Origin of the sequence: Methylobacterium terrae (assembly GCF_003173755.1) — a bacterium.
Taxonomy (GTDB): Bacteria; Pseudomonadota; Alphaproteobacteria; order Rhizobiales; family Beijerinckiaceae; genus Methylobacterium; species Methylobacterium terrae.
In genome coordinates this window covers 5406041-5425361 of the sequence record NZ_CP029553.1, presented here as the reverse complement: position 1 = coordinate 5425361, position 19321 = coordinate 5406041, and the positions used below count along the sequence as shown (strand labels likewise).

The window sequence follows — 19321 nt, the reverse complement described above, 5'->3', positions numbered from 1 at the left end:
ACTCGTGCGGGGGCCTGACGGGCCCCCGCCTACGGCCTGAGCGACAGGCTCATCGCCTCCCGCAGATCCCCGGCATCGACGAGCCTCCGGCCCCGGCGCTTCAGGTCACTGAGCTGCGCCCGCGTCGGAAACCCGCAATAGGGCAGGACCGGGACGCTGCGCCCCTCCGGCAGCGCGCCCGTCCGCGCGGCCTCGGCCAGCACGCCCTCCAGCAGCGGCCGCCCGGCCTCGTGCAGCAGGATCGCCGCCCGCGAGGCGGTGACATCCTCCGGGAGGGCCACCGGCGCCTGCGCCAGGATGCCGCCGGCATCGATCGCCGGGGCGAGCCGGTGCACCGTGACGCCGAAATCCGGCCTGTCCTCCAGGAGCGCGTGCAGGGTCGGGACCGGGCCGCGATGGCGCGGCAGCAGCGAGGGATGGACGTTGAGCCCGCCCTGGGGGGCTGCCGCCAGGGTCGCGGCGTCGAAGATCTGGTCGAAGTGGAACGACAGGATCAGGTCGGCCCGGTGCTCCCGCAGGTGCCCGGTCGTCTCCGGCCCGTTCACGTCGGCGATCGTGGCGTGCGGCAGGCCGAGGCGCCGGCACAACGTTCTGAGAGGCGTCGCCTCCGGCACGTCGCGGCTGCCGGCGAGCGCCTGCGTCGCCGGCGCCAGCCCGCGGGCGAGGTCGGGCAGGCCGAAATTGACCGCCAGATACGGCAGGAAGCCGGGGCCGGAGCGCATCAGGTGGCGCCGCACCTGGCCGGTCAGCCCGCCGGTGCTCGGCCGCTCGGGGTCGGACAGGCCCACGAAGGCGATCCGCGCGGCGTTGTCGGCGACGAAGCGGCGCACGGCCCGGGCGTTGGGCAGGGCCTCGAGGGTGAACAGGGCGATCCGCACCGGGTTTTTCGAAGCCTCCGCGACGAATGGAAAGGTCAGCGCTGCTGGCGCTCGCTCATCCGGAAGCTGAAGCCGCGCATGCCCAGCCGACGCCAGGATTCCGGGATCAGCGCGGCGCCCCGCGCCGCCGCGGCGAGGAGGCCCGGGAAGGCGATCACCGCCTCGTCGCGCGACAGGCCCTTGGCGATGCGCTTCGCCGCCGCCTCGGCGCTCATCTCGAGCGGGCGCCAGCCCTCGTAATCGGCGCCCATCGCGGTCTTCACGTAGCCGGGGCAGACCACGTTCATCCGCACGCCCTTCGGTGCCAGCTTCTCGCGCAGGGCGAGGCCGTGGGCGAGCAGCGCCGCCTTGGTGCCGCTATAGGCCGGCGCGTCGGGGAGCGGCGCGTAGGCCGCGAGCGACGAGATCAGCGCGACCTGCCCCCGCCCCCGCTCCGCCATCCGGGCGACCGCCGGGAGCGCCACGTTGAGGGCGCCCATCAGGTTCACGTCGAGCACCAGGAAGGCGGTCTCCTCGGTTTCGAGCCCGCCCTCCGGGTGGCCGCCATTGACCCCCGCATTGGCGATGACGAGATCGAGGCCGAGCCGCACGGCGACGTCGTCGATCCAGGCCCGCACGCGATCCCGGTCGCGCACGTCGAGGGCGCGGGCCTCGACCGCGGCGCCCTTGCGCCGGCAGGACTCCGCCACCGCCTCGAGGCGCTCGGCCCCGCGGGCGTTCAGGACCAGCGTCGTGCCGGGCGCGGCGTAATGCTGCGCCAGGGCCGCGCCGATGCCGCTCGACGCGCCGGTGATCAGGATGACGGGCATGGCTCTTCTCCCGGACTGTCGGAACGCGGCGGCACGGCGGCGCCTGTAGCACGGTGGCCTCCGCCGGGTCGCGAAAAAATCCCGTCGCGGCAGGATGGGGTAATCGGAACCGCTTTAAGGAGAAATTCGGAAGGCTCGGTATCCGATGCGCCGGAAGGCGGCCCGGGCGCCGGCGCCTTCACGCGCTGTGCGTGTGCTTGACGGGACCGGGGCGATGTGGAACGGCCCCTGCTCCGGGTCGCAGCGCCTGGGCGGCACGGGTCCGCAGTGAGCGAGAGGCGGATGGATCGCGGCAAGCTGAAGCGGTTGTGGCCCCGGATGCCGTCGGAGTCGGAGGGGCCCGGCCCGCGGCGCTCGCGGCGCCTGGGCAGCGAGCCGACCTCGCGGCGGGTGCGCCTGAGCGACCGCTGGGACGAAGGCTTCCTGCGTCTCGGCGACGCCCGGTCCGAGCGCTCCTTGAGCTACATCATCGACGGCCTGGGCATCCACTACGACGCCACGGCGCCGAGCGAGCTCGAGGTGATGCTCGAGGAGGGCGGCTGGGAATCGGACGAGCTCATGGCCCGCGCCCGATCCGGAATCGCGCGCCTGCGCGAGCGGCGGCTCAGCCTCGACAACGATCCCCGGCGCCGCGACCTGCCGGCGCGCGAGGCCGGCCGCCGGCGCGTCGTCATCGTCGACCAGGCCGTCGGCGACCCGACCGTCGGCTTCGGCCTCGCCGGAGCCAGTGCCTTCGCGGCGATGCTGGCAGCGGCCGCATCCGATGCGCCGGAAGCCGAGCGCCTGGTGGTGATGGACCCCGCCGCCGGAAGCGGCCGGCGCGGCCACATCGACGCGGCGGCGGCGGAAGCGGCCGGCGCCCGCCTGGTGAGCGATCCCGTCGCCGCCTGGTCGGTGGCCGAGACCAGCGACCGGGTCTACGTCGTCTCGGCCCATGCCGGCTTCGAGGCGGCCCTTGCCGGCACGCCGGTGACCTGCTTCGGCATGCCCTTCTACGCCGGCTGGGGATTCACCGACGACCGGCTCCACCTGCCCCGGCGCACCCGCCGGCGGCAGCCGGAGGAGGTCTTCGCCGCCGCCTACCTCGTCTGCTCCCGCTACTTCGACCCCTATACGGGCGCGCCGGCCCGGTTCGAGGACGCCGTGGCGATCCTCGATCTCGTGGCGTCGCGCTGGCGCGAGAGCGCGGTGCCGACCCTCTGCGTCGGCTTCTCGGCCTGGAAGCGGGACTGGATCATCCGCACCCTGTCGGCGCCGGGCCACCGCCCGGTGGTGCGCCGGGGCGATGCGCCTGTCACCGCGGGCGAGCTGTCGCAGGTCCGGCGCGTGGTGACCTGGGCGAGCCGGATGCCGGCAGGAACCGAGGCCGTCTGCCGCGAGGTCGGCGTGCCGCTCCTGCGCATGGAGGACGGCTTCCTGCGCTCGATCGGCCTCGGCGTCGCCCTGCGGCCGGGTGCCTCGCACGTTCTCGACACCGCCGGCGTCTACTACGACGCGACCGGTCCGAGCGACCTCGAGCGGCTGCTCGAGACCGGGGACTTCCCGCCCGATCTCCTCGCCCGGGCGGCGCGTCTACGCGAGGCGGTGGTCGCCGCGCGGGTGAGCAAGTACAATGTCGGCAGCGCCGCGATGCCGGCGATGCCGCGGCCGGGCCCGGTGGTGCTCGTCGCCGGCCAGGTCGAGAACGACGCCTCGATCCGCCTCGGGGCTGCCACCGTCTCGGGCAACGCCGCGCTCCTGCGCCTCGCCCGCGAGCGCAACCCCGGCGCCGTCATCGCCTTCAAGCCCCATCCCGACGTCGAGGCTGGCCTGAGGCCGGGCTGGGTGCCGCCGGACGAGCTCGCCGCCCATGCAGACGTGGTCCTGCGCGATGTCTCGGCGATCGACGCCATCGAGGCGGCCGACCGCATCGAGGTCATGACCTCGCTGATCGGCTTCGAGGCGCTCCTGCGCGGCAAGGCGGTGACCACCCACGGCCTGCCGTTCTACGCCGGCTGGGGCCTGACCGACGATCCCGGCTGCCCGCGCCGCACCCGCCGCCTCACCCTCGACGAGCTGGTGGCCGGCGCCCTGATCCTCTACCCGCGCTACGTCGATCCGCGCACCGGCCTGCCCTGCCCGCCCGAGGTGCTGGTGCAGCGCCTCGCCGCCGGCGATCCCGAGCTGGCGCGCCGCGCCCTCACCCCCGAGGCGGTGGCAAAGCAGGTCTGGTCGGTGATCTGGCGCCGCGTGCTGCGGCGGGGGTGAAGGACCGGGCCTCGGAAACGAAAAAACCGGGCGGGGCCGCCGACGGCCCCGCCCGGTTCTTCTCGTGCCCGGCCCGATCCGGGGATCGGGGCTTCCCGGGTCAGGCGTTCTGCAGCGCCTCGATGCCCGACAGTTCGTCGGCCGCCTCGGGCAGGGTGCGGGCCCGCGAGCGGACCTCGAGCCAGGCTCCCTGCGTGAGGTCGAGGCGGGAGGCCGTCGCCTCCACCGCTGCCGCCATGCCCTCGGCCTTGTAGTAGACGCCACGAATCTGGATGTTGGCGACGATCGCCTTGATGAAGGCGTCCCACAGCTCGCGCCGGGGCGGCTCGGCCTCCGTCCAGAACGTCTCCAGCGCGCCCTGGTAGGTCAGGCCCTGGATGTCGTAGATCGCCGCACCCAGCGTCATGGTCGGCTTGTTGGCGCGCATCGACCACAGGCCGACGGTGCTGTTGACCGTGACGACGCCGCGGCAGCCGTCCAGCATCGCGCCGAGGTCGCCGCCATCGGCGAAGTCGACCCGGTCGGACACGCCCCACTTCTCCGCCGAGCGGCGCACGATGCGGGCCCAGTTGCGGATGCCCGGATCGAGGGGATGGATCTTGACCAGCAGGCGCGATTCGGCCGGTGCGTGCTCGGCGAAGGAGCGGATCACCGCGTGGATCGGCGTCTTCAGGTCGAAGAACGGCGAGTAGGCGCGCAGCTGGAAGTCGTTCTCCATCTGCAGCGGCAGCACGTAGTAGGTCGTGCCGGCCTCCCGCAGGCGGCGCACCAGGGCGTCGACCCGCGGGCCGGTGCGCTTGGCGCGCAGCATGTGCAGGCCGGTGCCGAGATAGATCAGGGCATTGTGGTGCACCTGGTGCGACTTGTAGCCGGGATAGAGCCACCAGAGCCAGTTGCTCATCAGGTGGTAGCCCATGTCCCAGACGGCCTGGAGCCAGAAGCTGTCGCGATAGCGCGGCACCAGGTCGGGCTCCGGCGCCTGCGCGGCCAGCGCCATCACGGCGTCCGGGTCCTTGGGGAAGCAGCTGTCGCCCGACATGCCGTCGCGCTCGAGCGTGATCCAGTCCGGCCGCAGGTAGCCGAAATCCGTCACCGTGACGTTCAGGTCGCGGGCCTTGGCGGCGGCGATCGCGACCTTGTGGTAGTAGCGCTGCTCGCCGAGCAGCATCAGGTCGGTCACGCCCTCGCGGTCGATCAGGTCGGCGATGAAGGCCGGCCAGGTCTCCCGGGTGCCGCGGAAGTTGACCCCGCCGGCCCGGCGCCAGAACATCCAGTCGCCGAAGCAGAGGTTCACCCGCAGGCAGCGGTGGCCCCGCGCCTCCAGGGCGTCGGCGACCCGGGCGAAATACGGCGTGATCGGACCCTGCAGGAACAGGAAGACCTGGCGCTGGCCCTGACGGGCCTCCTTCCGCGAGTCCTGGCGCGAGTCCGGAAGGGACTCCTGGCGGCTCGGTTCGACGGTTCGCGCGGGATCAGCTCTCACGGGCACACCTCGGGTCGGGGCGGGAGCCGGCGCCCTCACGGTCTGCCGGCGGAGCCCTGGGACGGCGAAGGCCCGAGCAGGCTGCTGCCAGCCTGCCCGGACGGACATTCGGGGCGCGCGAGCCGCGCGCGAGCCGCTGACGACGCGGACAGTATCGGCCGGACCCCGGGGGGCAATGGCAAATTCGCAACACTTGCGAGAAATCGCGATGTCGCGAACGCGCCCGATGCCATCCTCGCGCCGATCCCAGCGACCGCCGCCATAAGGCCTGCGATCTGGGCAGGAACGTGGAGATTCCGGGGTCATTCCCCGGGATTCACACCGGGCGGAGCCAGGCGATGCGGTCGCGCCACGCACCGCACCCCTACCGCCACGCTCGCGACGCAATTGCGGCCGACGGCCTCCTGCACCGCGCCCTCCGCCGTGGGCCCGGCGCAACACACGCGCCGCTCGTGCACGCCGAGGCCCCTCGCGGCGTCCCGTTCATTCGATCGTAGCGATCCGGGATGCTAGAGGGAGGGTGGCGAAGCGTGGCCGCGTGCGGACGCGCCGCCGCGCCGTCAGAGCGGTGCTGCGGATGCCGGCCCGGCCGCGGCCGGGATCGATGGAGTGAAGACCGAGAAGGGCCCGTCGCGGACGGTCCCCTCGTGGTTCGGAGGGTGGTGCATGGTGCGCGTCGGTTTGCCAGCGGTCCTGGCGGCGGCTTGCCTCGTCGGGGGTTGCAGCGGCTTCCTGCCTGCGGCCGGCCCGACGGCGAGCGCGGTCGCGGAGGGCGCCGACATCGCCACCGACCAGGGCCTGCTCGCCCGCTACGAGATCGTGGACGTCAACGCCGCCGTGGTCGAGGCCCTGCGCGGCCGGCCCCTCGACAGCCTGCTCGCCTCCTTCGGCGACCAGCGCCCCTCGGTGCAGCCGGTGATCGGCGTCGGCGATGCCGTGACGGTGACGATCTGGGAGGCCGGCAGCGGCGGCCTGTTCTCCGCCCCCATGATGGGGGGCATGTCCACCGGCTCGAAATCCTCCAGCATCCCCGAGCAGATCGTGGCCCGCGACGGCACGATCTCGGTGCCGTATGCCGGCCGCATCAAGGTCGCGGGCAAGCGCGCGCCGGACGTGCAGGCGCAGATCGAGCAGGAACTCGCCGGCAAGGCGATCCAGCCGCAGGTGCTCCTCACCGTGAACTCGCCGCTCAGCACCAGCGTCACGGTGCTGGGCGAAGCGGCGGCGGCCGGAGGCGGCGCCGCCCGCCTGGCGGCGTCCCGCGCCGTCGGACCGGTGTCCAACCTCGGCGGCGGCCGCGTGCCGCTGACCGAGAAGGGCGACCGCCTGCTCGACGTCATCGCCACGGCGGGGGGCGTCTCGGCGCCGGTGAACGAGACCTTCGTGCGGCTGTCGCGCGGCGCGACCACCGCGACGGTGCCCCTCACCGCGGTCGTCTCGAACCCCCGCGAGAACATCTTCCTGCGCCCGGGCGACACCCTCACCCTGGTGCGCGATCCGCAGACCTTCCTGGCGGTCGGCGCGACGGGGGCGAATTACGAGATTCCGTTCTCGGCCGAGGGCATCACGCTCGCCCAGGCGCTCGCCAAGTCCGGGGGGCTTCGCGACTTCCAGGCCGACCCGGCCGGCGTGTTCGTGTTCCGGTTCGAGCCGGCTTCGGTGGTGCGCCGCCTGCACCCGGGAAGCCCGCTCCTGACCGCGAACTTCGTGCCGGTGGTCTACCGGATCAACATGCGCGATCCCAACAGCCTGTTCGTTTCCCAGGCGTTCCGGATGCGCAACCGCGACCTCGTCTACGTCTCGAACGCGCCCTTCACCGAGGTCCAGAAGGTGCTCAGCGTCTTCTCCACCGTCACCGCGCCGCTCGCCTCCGGCGCCTCGCTCTACTCGGCGACCCGGTAGGCCCGGGGCATTCCCGCAAACGACGACGGGCCCCGCGGGGCCCGTTTTCCGGTCGGTCCCGATATGGGAAGGAAGGGCGGCGCCGGAGCGCCGCTCTCGACGCCGCTCAGCGGCTGAACTTCTTGTACTTGATCCGGTGCGGGATGGTGGAATCGACGCCGAGGCGCCGCTTCTTGTCCGCCTCGTAATCGGCGAAGTTGCCCTCGAACCACTCGACGTGGCTGTCGCCCTCGAAGGCGAGGATGTGGGTCGCGATCCGGTCGAGGAACCAGCGATCGTGGCTGATGATCACCGCGCAGCCGGCGTAATCCTCCAGCGCTTCTTCGAGGGCACGGAGGGTGTCGACGTCGAGGTCGTTGGTCGGCTCGTCGAGCAGCAGCACGTTGGCACCGCTCTTCAGGATCTTGGCGAGGTGGACGCGGTTGCGCTCGCCGCCCGACAGCACGCCGACCTTCTTCTGCTGGTCGGAGCCCTTGAAGTTGAAGGCGCCGCAATAGGCTCTGCTGTTGATCTCGCGCTTGCCGAGATACAGGATGTCGTTGCCGCCGGAAATCTCCTGCCACACGGTGGCGTCGGGGTTCAGCGCGTCGCGGGACTGGTCGACGTAGCCGAGCTTGACGCTCTCGCCGACGCGGATGTCGCCCTTGTCGGGCGTCTCGAGGCCGTTGATCATCCGGAACAGGGTGGTCTTGCCGGCGCCGTTCGGGCCGATCACCCCGACGATGCCGCCCGGCGGCAGCTTGAACGACAGGTCGTCGATCAGCAGCCGGTCGCCGAAGGCCTTCTCCAGGTGGTCGAACTCGATGACGTTGTTGCCGAGCCGCTCGGCGATCGGGATGACGATCTGGGCGGTCGAGGGGCCTTTCTCCTGCGCCTTGGCGACGAGGTCCTCGTAGCGGGCGATGCGGGCCTTGGACTTGGCCTGCCGGGCCTTCGGCGAGGCCGAGACCCATTCCTGCTCGCGCTCGATGGTACGCTGGCGCGACTCCTCCTCGCGGCCCTCCTGGGCGAGGCGCTTCTGCTTCTGGACCAGCCAGGACGAGTAGTTGCCCTCGTAGGGGATGCCCCGCCCGCGATCGAGCTCGAGGATCCAGCTCGTGACGTTGTCGAGGAAGTAGCGGTCGTGGGTGACGATCAGGATCGCGCCCGGATAGGAGCGCAGGTGCCCTTCGAGCCAGCCCACGGTCTCGGCGTCGAGGTGGTTGGTCGGCTCGTCGAGGAGCAGGAGCTCGGGCTGCCACAGCAGCAGGCGGCACAGCGCGACGCGGCGGCGCTCGCCGCCCGACAGGGTGGCCACCGCCACGTCGTCGCCCGGGCAGCGAAGTGCATCCATCGCCTGGTCGACCTTGGAATCGAGATCCCACAGGCCCTTGGCCTCGATCTCGTCCTGGAGGCGGGTCATCTCGTCCGCCGTCTCCTCGGAGTAGTTCATCGCGAGCTCGTTGTAGCGGTCGAGGATCGCCTGGGACTCGGCGACGCCCTCCATCACGTTCTCGCGGACGGTCTTGTCCGGATCGAGCTGCGGCTCCTGCGGCAGGTAGCCGACCCGCGCGCCCTCGGCCACGAACCCGTCGCCGTTGAACTCGGTGTCGATGCCCGCCATGATGCGCAAGAGCGTCGACTTGCCGGCACCGTTGACGCCGAGCACGCCGATCTTGGCGTCCGGGTAGAAGGACAGGTGCACGTTGTCGAGCACCTTCTTGCCGCTGGAATAGGTCTTGGTCAGACCCCGCATGTGGTAGATGAATTCACGGGCCATGGGGTGATCCTTTTCGGGTTCTGGCGCGCGGTCCGGCCGAGTGATCCTTGTCGGAAGCGATCCTTGCCGGATTCGAACCGTTCCCCGGGACACGATCGGATCGCCGGGCGTCGGCGCGGCCGGCCGCGCGTGGGAATGGGGAGTGCTCCCGCGCTTACCAGGGCCGCCGGGGGGGTGCAAGGCGGCGCGGGACCGCCCTCACCCGAACGGATTCTCCACCGCCTGAGTCGCCGCCCGGACCTCGTCCGCCCGCTCCGGCAGGTCCGCCTCGCCCTCCAGCGCCGCCACGATCGCCGCCAGGGTCTTCGCCAGCGCGCGTGCCCGCTCCAGGCTCTCGCGGTCGCGGGCGAGATCGAGGGAGCCGTGCAGCGCGATCCGCGCGGTGCCGTTCTCGAGGGTCAGGTCGCCGAGGGTCTGGACCCCGGCATCGTCGGCGAAGGGGATGAAGGCGGGCTTCACGCGCGCGGGCATGGTAGGGCCTCGTCAGAACAGCGAGCGGAGGAAGTCGCGCCAGGCGCGGCGGGCGGCGCGGCGCAGCTCGGCGGCGAGCCAGTCGAGGAAGCCGGGCTCGCGGCGGCTGCGCGGGCCTCCGGCATACTCGTCGCGCCGCGGCTCGGGCAGCGCCATGACGCGGCGGCGGACGGAATCCGGCAGGTCCGGGAACGCGACGATGCCGCCGATCGCGGCGAGCTGCTCGAGGGAGATCGCCTCCCAGGCGTCGCCCGCGGCGTTGCGGGCGAGGTAGACTCCCGCCTCGCCGCGATTGGCGTCGTAGACCGCCTTGAACAGCCGGGTCGGGATCAGCACCCGGCCGCGCAGGGATTGCACGCTCGCGCCCTCGAACAGCGGTCCGGTGACGACGAAGAGGTCGCCGCGCTCGATCGCCAGCGCCCTGACGCTGCTCTCGATCCCGGCCCAGAGCCGGCGGTTGTCGTCCGGGTTCTGCGGCACGATGTTGGCGAGGCTGAAGGACTCGGCTTGCGCGCTCGGGGTCGGCATGTCGCCGGAGGGCGCCATGTGGCCCCGGTCCCAGCCGCTGCCGGCGTAATCCGAGAGTTCGGAGCGCGCCGCTTCCGGCAACTGCTCCTCCTCGTGGAAGGCGTCGACCCGGTCGACCCGGCGGGCGGCCTCGACCCGCGCGGCGGTGAGGTGCTCGACGGCGTAGAGGGGCGTGCGCGAGAGACCTGAATAGAGCACCGCGAAGGCCTGGTAGCACAGGAGCGCGGTGTCTGCGGAGAGGCGCGGATTGGACAGCGCCGGGAGCGTGCCGCCGGCGAAGTGCTCCGGACAGGTGCGCGCCAGCGCCGGACCCGGCAGGACGAGCAGCAGGAGGAGAAGGGCGCCGCGGGCCGGCGGCGGCACGATCCGGGTCACCCGCAGATCCGGACCCGCCGCGGGCCCTCCGGCGTCGGCCGCACCCGCCAGGTGCAGACGGGAATACGCCGCCGCGAGACGGTGTCGCAGGTGCGGTCGGCGGGCGTGCAAGGGGCCAAGTGCGGCAGCCAGGCGGGGTCCAGGGCCGGGTACAGCGGCACCGCCCGCGCCTGACCCGGCACCGCCAGCAGGATGCCCAGGACGAGCCCGCGCACCGGTATCGACCGTCCCATCGAACCTCCTGGTGGGATGCGTATTGGCGAGATCGCGCCGCGCCCGGTCACTCTAACGCATCCCCACGCACCTGTCGCCTCGCGGCCGGAATTCACCGTGAGTTCAGGATGTTCTTGGGAGTTGTTGCCTCGCGCACAGCCGCAACCCTAGGGGCTGCGAGGCGCCGATGGCGCGATCCCTCGCTTGCGGTATAACGGCCGCCATCTGCGAGGATCCCGGGCCGCGACGCCCGGCGGGGTCCGCCTTCGAATGAGCGAGTGTCACGACGTGTCCGATCTGGTTCTTCCCCTCCTCGACCGCGTCCGCGTCCCCGCGGACCTGCGCCAGCTGCCCGAGAGCGACCTGACGCAGCTCGCCGCGGAGCTGCGCGCCGAGACCATCGACGCCGTCTCGGTCACCGGCGGCCATCTCGGCGCGGGCCTCGGCGTCATCGAGCTCACCGTCGCCCTCCACTACGTCTTCAACACCCCCGACGACCGCATCATCTGGGACGTCGGCCACCAGGCCTACCCCCACAAGATCCTCACCGGACGCCGCGACCGCATCCGCACGCTGCGCCAGGGCGGCGGCCTCTCGGGCTTCACCAAGCGCTCCGAGAGCCCCTACGACCCCTTCGGCGCGGCGCATTCCTCCACCTCCATCTCCGCGGGCCTCGGCATGGCCATCGGCCGCGACCTCGCGGACGCCGCCGCGAAGGCCCGCGGCGAGACGCCGCCGCGCCGCAACGTCGTGGCCGTCATCGGCGACGGCTCGATCTCGGCCGGCATGGCCTACGAGGCGATGAACAATGCCGGCGCGTTGAAGTCGCGCCTCGTCGTCATCCTCAACGACAACGACATGTCGATCGCGCCCCCGGTCGGCGCCATGTCGTCCTACCTCGCGCGGCTCGTCTCGGGCGACACCTACCGGAGCTTGCGCGACACCGCCAAGCAGTTCGGTCGCCTCCTGCCGAAGGCGATCTACGACACCGCCGCGCGGGCGGAAGAGTACGCGCGCGGCATCCTGGCCGGCGGCGGCACGATGTTCGAGGAACTCGGCTTCCACTACGTCGGCCCGATCGACGGCCACAACCTCGACCACCTGCTCCCCGTCCTCAAGAACGTGCGCGACGCGCCCGACGGCCCGGTGCTGGTCCACGTCGTGACCCAGAAGGGCAAGGGCTACGCGCCGGCCGAGGCCGCCGCCGACCGCGGCCACGCGGTGGTGAAGTTCGACGTGGTGTCGGGCAAGCAGACCAAGGCCAAGCCCAACGCCCCGGCCTATACCCGCGTGTTCGGCGAGAGCCTGATCAAGGCGGCGGACGCCGACGACAAGGTGGTGGCGATCACCGCCGCGATGCCGTCGGGGACGGGCGTCGACCTGTTCTCGAAGGCGCATCCGGAGCGGACCTTCGACGTCGGCATCGCCGAGCAGCACGCGGTGACCTTCGCGGCGGGCCTGGCGACGGAGGGGTTCAAGCCGTTCTGCGCGATCTACTCGACGTTTCTGCAGCGCGGCTACGACCAGCTGGTGCACGACGTGGCGCTGCAGAACCTGCCCGTGCGCTTCGCGCTGGACCGGGCCGGGCTGGTGGGTGCGGACGGTGCGACGCATGCGGGCGCGTTCGACCTGGCGTATCTGTGCTGCCTGCCGAACATGACGGTGATGGCGGCGGCCGACGAGGCCGAGCTGGTGCACATGGTGGCAACCGCGCACGCGCACGACACCGGCCCGATCGCGTTCCGCTATCCGCGGGGCGAGGGCGTGGGTGTCGAGCTGCCGGAGCGGGGCGAGGCGCTGGCGATCGGCAAGGGCCGGGTGATCCGGCGTCCCGAGGGCGCGCGGGTGGCGCTTCTGAGCCTCGGCACGCGCCTGGCGGAAGCGCTGAAGGCGGCGGAGCGTCTGGAAGCGGCAGGCATCGGCGTGACGGTGGCGGATGCGCGGTTCGCCAAGCCGCTGGACGAGGCGCTGATCCTGGACCTGGCGGGCAGCCACGAGGTCCTGGTGACGCTGGAAGAGGGGTCGGTGGGCGGCTTCGGGGCGATGGTGCTGCACCTTTTGTCGTCGCGCGGGGCGCTGGACGACGGCAAGGTGCGGGTGCGGACGCTGACCTTGCCGGACAGCTACCAGGAGCACGACACGCCGGATCGGATGTACGCGGAGGCCGGGCTCGACGCGGCGTCGATCGTCACGGCCGTCGAGGCGATCCTGCCGGCGCGCGGCGCAGCGGCCGAGCTGGGCGGGCGCCTGCGCCTCGCCTGAGACGTCTCGCCGGGCCGACCCATCCCGGGGCCAAGATACCCATCCCGGGGCCACGATGCTGATGCGCGGGCAGCACGCCTGCCCGCGATCGGCGGCCCATGCCTTGCAGGCATGGCGCCGGGCTGGCAGAAGCGGCCCGGCTTCCCGACTTGAGTGACGGACGGACGATCGGGCCCGCCGCCCGAGCCCCCGAGAAGGAACGCATGACCGAGGCCCAGAACCGCCCCTCGCCCGACCGCAGCCCGTCCGGGACCGGCCTCGAGCCCGGCCCGGTGCTGATCACCGGCGCGAGCGGCTTCCTCGGCCCGGCCCTGGTCGACGTGTTCCGCGCCGCCGGCTTCCCGGTCCGGGTGCTCGTGCGCGCGACCAGCCCGCGCACCAACCTGACCTGGCCCGACGTCGAGATCGTCGAGGGCGACATGCGCGACCCCGAGGCGGCCGCCGCGGGGATGCGCGGCATGCGCTACCTCGTCCATGCGGCGGCGGATTATCGGCTCTGGGCGCCGGACCCGGACGAGATCGTGCGCACGAACCGCGACGGCACCCGGGCGCTGATGCGGGCGGCGTTGGAGGCGGGCGTCGAGCGGGTGGTCTACACGTCGAGCGTCGCCACCATCAGGCCGCACGACGACGGCACCCCGGCCGACGAGACCCGGCCGCTGACGCCCGAGACCGCCATCGGCGCCTACAAGCGCAGCAAGGTGGTGGCCGAGCGGGTGGTCGAGGAGATGGTCGCCCGCGACGGCCTGCCGGCGGTGATCGTCAACCCCTCGACCCCGATCGGTCCCCGCGACGTCAAGCCGACCCCGACCGGGCGGATCATCGTCGAGGCGGGAAACGGCAAGATGCCGGCCTTCGTCGATACGGGCTTGAACCTCGTCCACGTCGACGACGTGGCGCAGGGTCACCTGCTGGCTCTGCACCGGGGCCGCATCGGCGAGCGCTACATCCTAGGGGGAGAGGACGTGCTCCTGTCGCGCATGCTCGCCGACATCGCCGGCCTCGTCGGGCGAAAGCCCCCGACCGTGCGGCTGCCCCGAGCCGCGGTCTATCCGGTGGCCTTCGTGTCCGAGCTCGCCGCGCGGATCACCGGCAAGGCGCCGCTCGCCACGATCGACGGCATCCGGATGTCGCGCTACCGCATGTTCTTCTCCGACGCCAAGGCGCGGGCCGAGCTCGGCTACGCGGCCCGGCCCTACCGCGACGGCCTCACCGACGCCGTCGCCTGGTTCCGTCAGGCTGGATACATCCGATGACAACCGCCACCGAGGCGCGCTCCGGCAAGGGGCACCGCGACGAGAACTTCCCGGTCGCCTCGCACCTGATCCATCCGCGCCACCGCGGCCCGATCCTGGATTTCTACTACTTCGTCCGGGCCGGCGACGACGTCGCGGACAATGCCGGCCTGTCGCCCGAGCGCAAGATCGCGCTTCTCGACGGCCTCGCCGACGCGCTGACCGGCCGCGGCCCCGACGATCCGGAGGCGGCCCCCTTGCGCCGCTCGCTCGCCGAGCGCGGGCTGCCGCCGCGCCACGCGCTCGAGCTCCTCGACGCGTTCCGGATGGACGCGCACAAGTCGCGCTACGACAATTGGGACGAGCTCGCCCATTACTGCCGCTACTCGGCGGTGCCGGTCGGCCGCTTCGTCCTCGACGTCCACGGCGAGGATCCGGGCCGGACCTGGACCACCTCCGACGCGATCTGCACCGCGCTCCAGGTGATCAACCACCTGCAGGATTGCGGCAAGGATTATCGGAGCGTCGACCGGGTCTACCTGCCGCGGGAGACCCTCGAGAAGCACGGCGCCCGCATCGAGGATCTCGGGGCCGAGCGCGCCACCCCGGGTTTGCGCGCGGTGATCGCCGAACTGGCGCAGCGCTGCCTCGACCTCCTCGATGAGGGCCGCCCCCTGCCCGACCTGATCGACGACACGCGTCTCTCCATGGAGATCGCGGCGATCCACCGCCTCGCGGTGCTGCTCGCCCGCGGCCTCCTGGTCCGCGATCCGCTGAGCGAGAAGGTCCATCACGGCAAGGCCGCCTTCGCGCTCACCGCGCTCGGCGCCGCCGCCACGACGCTCGCCCGGCGGCCGTTCCGCCGCCATCTCCATCCGGCCCTGCGGGGAGCCCGCCCGTGACCGCCCTCGCCTCCCAGCCCGTCGAGGCCGCGACCGAGGCCCCGGCCCTGCCGGCCGCCGGCTCGTCGTTCTACACCGCCATGCGGCTGCTGCCGGCCGAGCAGCGCGACGCGATGTACGCGGTCTACGCATTCTGCCGCGCCGTCGACGACGTGGCCGACGACGGCGGCGCCCGCGAGGTCCGCGCGGCCGAGCTCGACCGCTGGCGCGCCGACATCGACGCGCTCTATGCGGGCCGCCCCGTGCCGCGGACGCAAGCCCTCGTCGGCCCGGTGCGGCAATTCGGGCTCAAGCGCGAGGACTTCCAGGCGGTGATCGACGGCATGGCGATGGACGCCGAGGCCGACATCGTCGCCCCCGATTCGGCCACCCTCGACCTCTATTGCGACCGGGTGGCGAGCGCCGTCGGCCGGCTCTCGGTGCGGATCTTCGGGCTGCCCGAGGAGCCGGGCATCAGGCTCGCCCACCATCTCGGCCGGGCGCTCCAGCTCACCAACATCCTGCGCGACATCGACGAGGATGCCGAGCGCGGCCGGCTCTACCTGCCGGCCGAGCCGCTGGCGGCGATCGGGCTGTCCCATCCGGCCCCCGAGAGCGCGCTCGCCCATCCGCGCCTCGCGGAGGTCTGCGCCCGGCTCCTCGACGAGGCGCAAGGGCACTACGACGCCTCCTGGGCGATCATGAACCGCGAATCGCGCCGGGCCACCAAGGCGCCGCGGATCATGGGAGCCGCCTACCACCTGATCCTCGTCGGCCTGCGCAAGCGCGGCTGGGCGGCGCCCCGCGCGCGGGTGAAGCCCGGCAAGCTCGCGCTGATCGGCGTCCTCCTGCGCCACGCGGTCGTCTGATGGCTACGGTTCACGTTCTCGGGGCCGGCCTCGCCGGTATCTCGGCCGCCTTGCGGCTCGCCAAGGCCGGCCGGCGCGTCGTGGTGCACGAGGCGGCCAAGCAGGCCGGCGGGCGCTGCCGCTCCTACTTCGATCCGGCCCTCGGGCTGACGATCGACAACGGCAACCACCTGCTCCTGTCGGGGAACCGCGACGCCCTCGACTTCCTGAAGCTGGCCGGCGCGCCCGAGAGCGTGCTCGCCGGGCCGGAGGAGGCCGCCTTCGCCTTCGCGGACCTCGCCACGGGCGAGCGCTGGACCCTGCGCCCGAATGCCGGGCGCCTGCCCTGGTGGGTGCTCGATGCCCGCCGCCGGGTGCCGGGCAGCCGCGCCCGCGACTACCTCGCGCCGCTCGGCATCTTCCGCGGCGCCGGCCGCGCCGCGACGATCGGCGAGAGCATGGCCTGCGAAGGCCTGCTGTGGGACCGCCTCTGGCGCCCGGTGCTGCTCGCCGCCCTCAACACCGAGCCGCAGGAGAGCGATGCGGGGCTCGCCGCCACCATCCTGCGCGAGACGCTCGGCGCCGGCGGCCGGGCCTGCCGGCCGCTCGTCGCCGTCGAGGGCCTGTCGGCGGCCTTCGTCGATCCGGCCCTGACGGCGCTGCGGGAGGCCGGCACCGAGATCCGCTTCGGCCGGCGCCTGCGGGCGCTCGGGATCGAGGGCGGGCGCCTCGCCCGGCTCGACTTCTCGGACGGACCCGAGGAGCTCGGGCCCGACGACGCGGCGGTGCTGGCGCTCCCTCCTTGGGTCGCCGCCGACCTGATGCCGGGCTTGGAGACGCCGCAGAGCCACCGCTCGATCGTCAACGCGCATTTCGCCCTGGCGCCGAAGCCGGGAGCGCCGCTGCTGCTCGGCGTCGTCGGCGGCGTGACCGAGTGGCTGTTCTCCTATCCGGACCGGCTCTCGGTGACGATCAGCGGCGCCGACCGCCTGCTCGACGTGCCGCGCGAGGACCTCGCCCGCACGATCTGGGACGAGGTCTCGCGGCTCTCAGGGTTTGCCGGCGAGCCCCTGCCCCGGTGGCAGATCGTCAAGGAGAAGCGCGCGACCTTCGCGGCGACCCCCGCCGAGGCGGCGCGCCGCCCGGGTGCGCGCACGCACATCGCGAACCTCGCGCTCGCCGGCGACTGGACCGCGACCGGCCTGCCCTCGACCATCGAGGGGGCGATCCGCTCGGGCGCCGCCGCGGCGCAGGTTCTGACAGGCTCCGGAGCCGGCAGCGGCGGCAACGCTGCGTTGCGCGGAGCCGCTTGACGCCGGGCCTGAGTTCCGGAACAGCGTGGGCGTGGGCAGCGTTTGTGCGCTGCGGTACAATCGTGGCGGCGGGGCGGCCGCAGCCAGAGAGGAAGGCGGAGACACCGTGGGCAAGGTCGAGACGCTGCAACGCAAGAGCACGCAGGACATCACCCTCGACGAGGTCGAGCGGCGGGTGTCGGCGGCGTCCCGGGCGCTGACGCAACTGGCGCATGCCGACGGGCACTGGTGCTTCGAGCTCGAGGCGGACGCCACCATCCCGTCCGAGTACATCCTCTACCACCACTTCCGCGCATCGATCCCGCCGCGGGAGCTGGAGGAGAAGATCGCCGTCTACCTGCGCCGCACGCAGAGCCCGCTGCACCACGGCTGGGCGCTGGTCCACGAGGGACCGCTCGACATCAGCGCGTCCGTCAAGGCGTACTTCGCCCTGAAGATGATCGGTGACCCGATCGACGCCCCCCACATGCGCCGGGCCCGGGACGCGATCCTGCAGCGCGGCGGCGCGGCCCACGCCAACGTCTTCACCCGCACCCTGCTCGCCCTCTACGGCGAGGTGCCGTGGAGCGCCGTGCCGGTGATGCCGGTCGAGGTGATGCTGCTGCCGCGGTGGTTCCCGTTCCACCTCGACAAGGTGTCGTACTGGGCCCGCACCGTGATGGTGCCGCTCTTCATCCTGCAGATGAAGAAGCCGCGGGCGAAGAACCCGCGCGGCATCGGCGTGCGCGAATTGTTCACCCAGGACCCGGAGCGGATCCGGCGCTGGCCCTCCGGCGCCCAGGAATCCTCGCCCTGGCGCCCGGTCTTCGCGGTCATCGACGACGTCCTGCGGGTGGTCGAGCCCCTGTTCCCGGCCGGGCCCCGCGCCAAGGCGGTCGACAGGGCCGTGGCCTTCGTCAGCGAGCGGCTGAACGGCGAGGACGGCCTGGGGGCCATCTTCCCCGCCATCGCCAATTCGGTGCTGATGTACGAGGCCCTGGGCTACCCGGAGGACCACCCCCTGGTGGTCACCGCGCGTTCGGCGGTGGAGAAGCTCGTCACCGTCAAGGAGCACGAGGCCTACGTCCAGCCCTGCCTGTCGCCGGTCTGGGACACGGCGCTCGCCGCCCACGCCCTGATGGAGGCCGGCGGGCCGGAGAACGAGCGCCAGGCCCGCGCCGCCCTCGAATGGCTCAAGCCCCTCCAGGTCCTCGACATCAAGGGCGACTGGGCGGCCCGCAAGCCGGACGTCCGCCCGGGCGGCTGGGCGTTCCAGTACAACAACCCGCACTACCCCGACCTCGACGACACCGCCGTGGTGGCGATGGCGATGGACCGGGCCCAGACCCGCCTCGGCCCCGGCGAGGGCGGCTCGGACTACACCCAGTCGATCGCCCGCGCCCGCGAGTGGATCGAGGGCCTGCAGAGCCGCGACGGGGGCTTTGCCGCCTTCGACGCCGACAACACCTACCACTACCTGAACTACATCCCGTTCTCCGACCACGGCGCGCTGCTCGATCCCCCGACCGCCGACGTCACCGCCCGCTGCATCTCGATGCTGGCCCAGCTCGGCGAGACCAAGGAGACGAGCCCCGTCCTCGCCCGGGCCTGCGACTACCTGCTCGCCGATCAAGAGGAGGACGGCAGCTGGTACGGCCGCTGGGGCATGAACTACATCTACGGCACGTGGTCGGCGCTCTGCGCGCTGAACGCCGCCGGCCAGGATCCGGCCTCCGCGCCGATCCGCAAGGCGGTGGAGTGGCTGGTCTCGATCCAGAACCCGGATGGCGGCTGGGGCGAGGACGCGGCGAGCTACAAGCTCGAGTATCGCGGCTACGAGCGCGCCGGCAGCACCGCCTCGCAGACCGCCTGGGCGCTGATCGCCCTGATGGCGGCGGGCGAGGCCGACCACCCGGCGGTGGCCCGCGGCGTCAACTACCTCGCCCGCACGCAAGGGGCGGACGGGCTGTGGGGCGAGGAGTTCTACACCGGCACCGGCTTCCCGCGGGTGTTCTACCTGCGCTATCACGGCTACGCGAAGTTCTTCCCGCTCTGGGCGCTGGCGCGCTACCGCAACCTCCAGCGGGGCAACAGCCGCCGGGTCGCGGTGGGGATGTAGCACCGAGGAGCGGCCGACG

The 19321-nt window shown here is 72.5% G+C and carries 15 protein-coding genes; 8 read left to right on the top strand and 7 right to left on the bottom strand.

Annotated elements, in window-relative coordinates; all coding sequences use genetic code 11:
• Positions 1 to 29: 29 nt before the first annotated feature.
• Both DK419_RS25050 and DK419_RS25045 read right to left on the bottom strand, forming a co-directional pair.
• Positions 30 to 878, bottom strand: coding sequence for a formyltransferase family protein (locus tag DK419_RS25050; protein ID WP_109961486.1), 849 nt, complete (start codon positions 876 to 878; stop codon positions 30 to 32).
• A gap of 35 nt (positions 879 to 913) precedes the next feature.
• Positions 914 to 1687, bottom strand: a complete 774-nt coding sequence (locus tag DK419_RS25045; RefSeq protein WP_109961485.1) for an SDR family NAD(P)-dependent oxidoreductase — start codon at positions 1685 to 1687, stop codon at positions 914 to 916.
• 282 nt (positions 1688 to 1969) lie between these two features.
• On the opposite strand from DK419_RS25045, the gene DK419_RS25040 reads away from it, so the two are divergent.
• Positions 1970 to 3934 carry a capsular polysaccharide biosynthesis protein gene (locus tag DK419_RS25040; RefSeq protein ID WP_109961484.1) on the top strand — a complete coding sequence of 655 codons (1965 nt, stop codon included), beginning with the start codon at positions 1970 to 1972 and terminating at the stop codon, positions 3932 to 3934.
• A gap of 100 nt (positions 3935 to 4034) precedes the next feature.
• Here DK419_RS25040 and DK419_RS25035 read toward each other — a convergent pair whose 3' ends face one another.
• Positions 4035 to 5417, bottom strand: a complete 1383-nt coding sequence (locus tag DK419_RS25035; RefSeq protein WP_109961483.1) for a capsule biosynthesis protein — start codon at positions 5415 to 5417, stop codon at positions 4035 to 4037.
• A gap of 666 nt (positions 5418 to 6083) precedes the next feature.
• On the opposite strand from DK419_RS25035, the gene DK419_RS25030 reads away from it, so the two are divergent.
• Complete coding sequence (locus DK419_RS25030; protein ID WP_109961482.1) at positions 6084 to 7319, top strand: polysaccharide biosynthesis/export family protein; 1236 nt, start codon at positions 6084 to 6086, stop codon at positions 7317 to 7319.
• 106 nt (positions 7320 to 7425) lie between these two features.
• Here DK419_RS25030 and ettA read toward each other — a convergent pair whose 3' ends face one another.
• The 4 genes from ettA to DK419_RS25010 all read right to left on the bottom strand — a co-directional run bounded on the left by ettA (position 7426) and on the right by DK419_RS25010 (position 10685).
• Entirely contained in the window at positions 7426 to 9078 is a 1653-nt protein-coding gene (gene ettA / locus DK419_RS25025; RefSeq protein WP_048426435.1) for an energy-dependent translational throttle protein EttA, read from the bottom strand.
• A gap of 198 nt (positions 9079 to 9276) precedes the next feature.
• On the bottom strand, positions 9277 to 9549 hold the full coding sequence (locus DK419_RS25020) for a hypothetical protein (protein WP_109961481.1): 273 nt from the start codon (positions 9547 to 9549) through the stop codon (positions 9277 to 9279).
• Between the two features lie 12 nt (positions 9550 to 9561).
• Complete coding sequence (locus DK419_RS25015) at positions 9562 to 10452, bottom strand: DNA/RNA non-specific endonuclease (RefSeq protein ID WP_245442708.1); 891 nt, start codon at positions 10450 to 10452, stop codon at positions 9562 to 9564.
• The gene (locus tag DK419_RS25010) at positions 10449 to 10685 is read right to left on the bottom strand and encodes a hypothetical protein (RefSeq protein ID WP_245442707.1); all 237 of its coding nucleotides are present in this window, start codon (positions 10683 to 10685) and stop codon (positions 10449 to 10451) included. The genes DK419_RS25015 and DK419_RS25010 overlap by 4 nt, the downstream gene beginning before the upstream one ends.
• 268 nt (positions 10686 to 10953) lie before the next feature.
• On the opposite strand from DK419_RS25010, the gene dxs reads away from it, so the two are divergent.
• The 6 genes from dxs (at position 10954) to shc (ending at position 19302) form a co-directional block, all read left to right on the top strand.
• Entirely contained in the window at positions 10954 to 12927 is a 1974-nt protein-coding gene (gene dxs / locus DK419_RS25005) for a 1-deoxy-D-xylulose-5-phosphate synthase (RefSeq protein ID WP_109962490.1), read from the top strand.
• Positions 12928 to 13130: 203 nt separating this feature from the next.
• The gene (gene hpnA, locus DK419_RS25000) at positions 13131 to 14183 is read left to right on the top strand and encodes a hopanoid-associated sugar epimerase (RefSeq protein WP_109961480.1); all 1053 of its coding nucleotides are present in this window, start codon (positions 13131 to 13133) and stop codon (positions 14181 to 14183) included.
• Entirely contained in the window at positions 14180 to 15064 is an 885-nt protein-coding gene (hpnC, locus tag DK419_RS24995) for a squalene synthase HpnC (RefSeq protein ID WP_109961479.1), read from the top strand. Before hpnA ends, hpnC begins: the two co-directional genes overlap by 4 nt.
• Complete coding sequence (gene hpnD, locus DK419_RS24990; RefSeq protein WP_109961478.1) at positions 15061 to 15912, top strand: presqualene diphosphate synthase HpnD; 852 nt, start codon at positions 15061 to 15063, stop codon at positions 15910 to 15912. Before hpnC ends, hpnD begins: the two co-directional genes overlap by 4 nt.
• Positions 15909 to 17204, top strand: a complete 1296-nt coding sequence (gene hpnE / locus DK419_RS24985; protein WP_109962489.1) for a hydroxysqualene dehydroxylase HpnE — start codon at positions 15909 to 15911, stop codon at positions 17202 to 17204. The genes hpnD and hpnE overlap by 4 nt, the downstream gene beginning before the upstream one ends.
• A gap of 106 nt (positions 17205 to 17310) precedes the next feature.
• On the top strand, positions 17311 to 19302 hold the full coding sequence (shc, locus tag DK419_RS24980; RefSeq protein WP_109961477.1) for a squalene--hopene cyclase: 1992 nt from the start codon (positions 17311 to 17313) through the stop codon (positions 19300 to 19302).
• Positions 19303 to 19321 lie beyond the last annotated feature (19 nt).

Bases quoted from the DNA above. Each gene is read 5' to 3' on its own strand.
- DK419_RS25045 (WP_109961485.1), bottom strand. From the start codon at position 1,687: ATGCCCGTCATCCTGATCACCGGCGCGTCGAGCGGCATCGGCGCGGCC.
- DK419_RS25040 (WP_109961484.1), top strand. From the start codon at position 1,970: ATGGATCGCGGCAAGCTGAAGCGGTTGTGGCCCCGGATGCCGTCGGAG.
- DK419_RS25030 (WP_109961482.1), top strand. From the start codon at position 6,084: ATGGTGCGCGTCGGTTTGCCAGCGGTCCTGGCGGCGGCTTGCCTCGTC.
- ettA (WP_048426435.1), bottom strand. From the start codon at position 9,078: ATGGCCCGTGAATTCATCTACCACATGCGGGGTCTGACCAAGACCTAT.
- DK419_RS25020 (WP_109961481.1), bottom strand. From the start codon at position 9,549: ATGCCCGCGCGCGTGAAGCCCGCCTTCATCCCCTTCGCCGACGATGCC.
- DK419_RS25010 (WP_245442707.1), bottom strand. From the start codon at position 10,685: ATGGGACGGTCGATACCGGTGCGCGGGCTCGTCCTGGGCATCCTGCTG.
- hpnA (WP_109961480.1), top strand. From the start codon at position 13,131: ATGACCGAGGCCCAGAACCGCCCCTCGCCCGACCGCAGCCCGTCCGGG.
- hpnC (WP_109961479.1), top strand. From the start codon at position 14,180: ATGACAACCGCCACCGAGGCGCGCTCCGGCAAGGGGCACCGCGACGAG.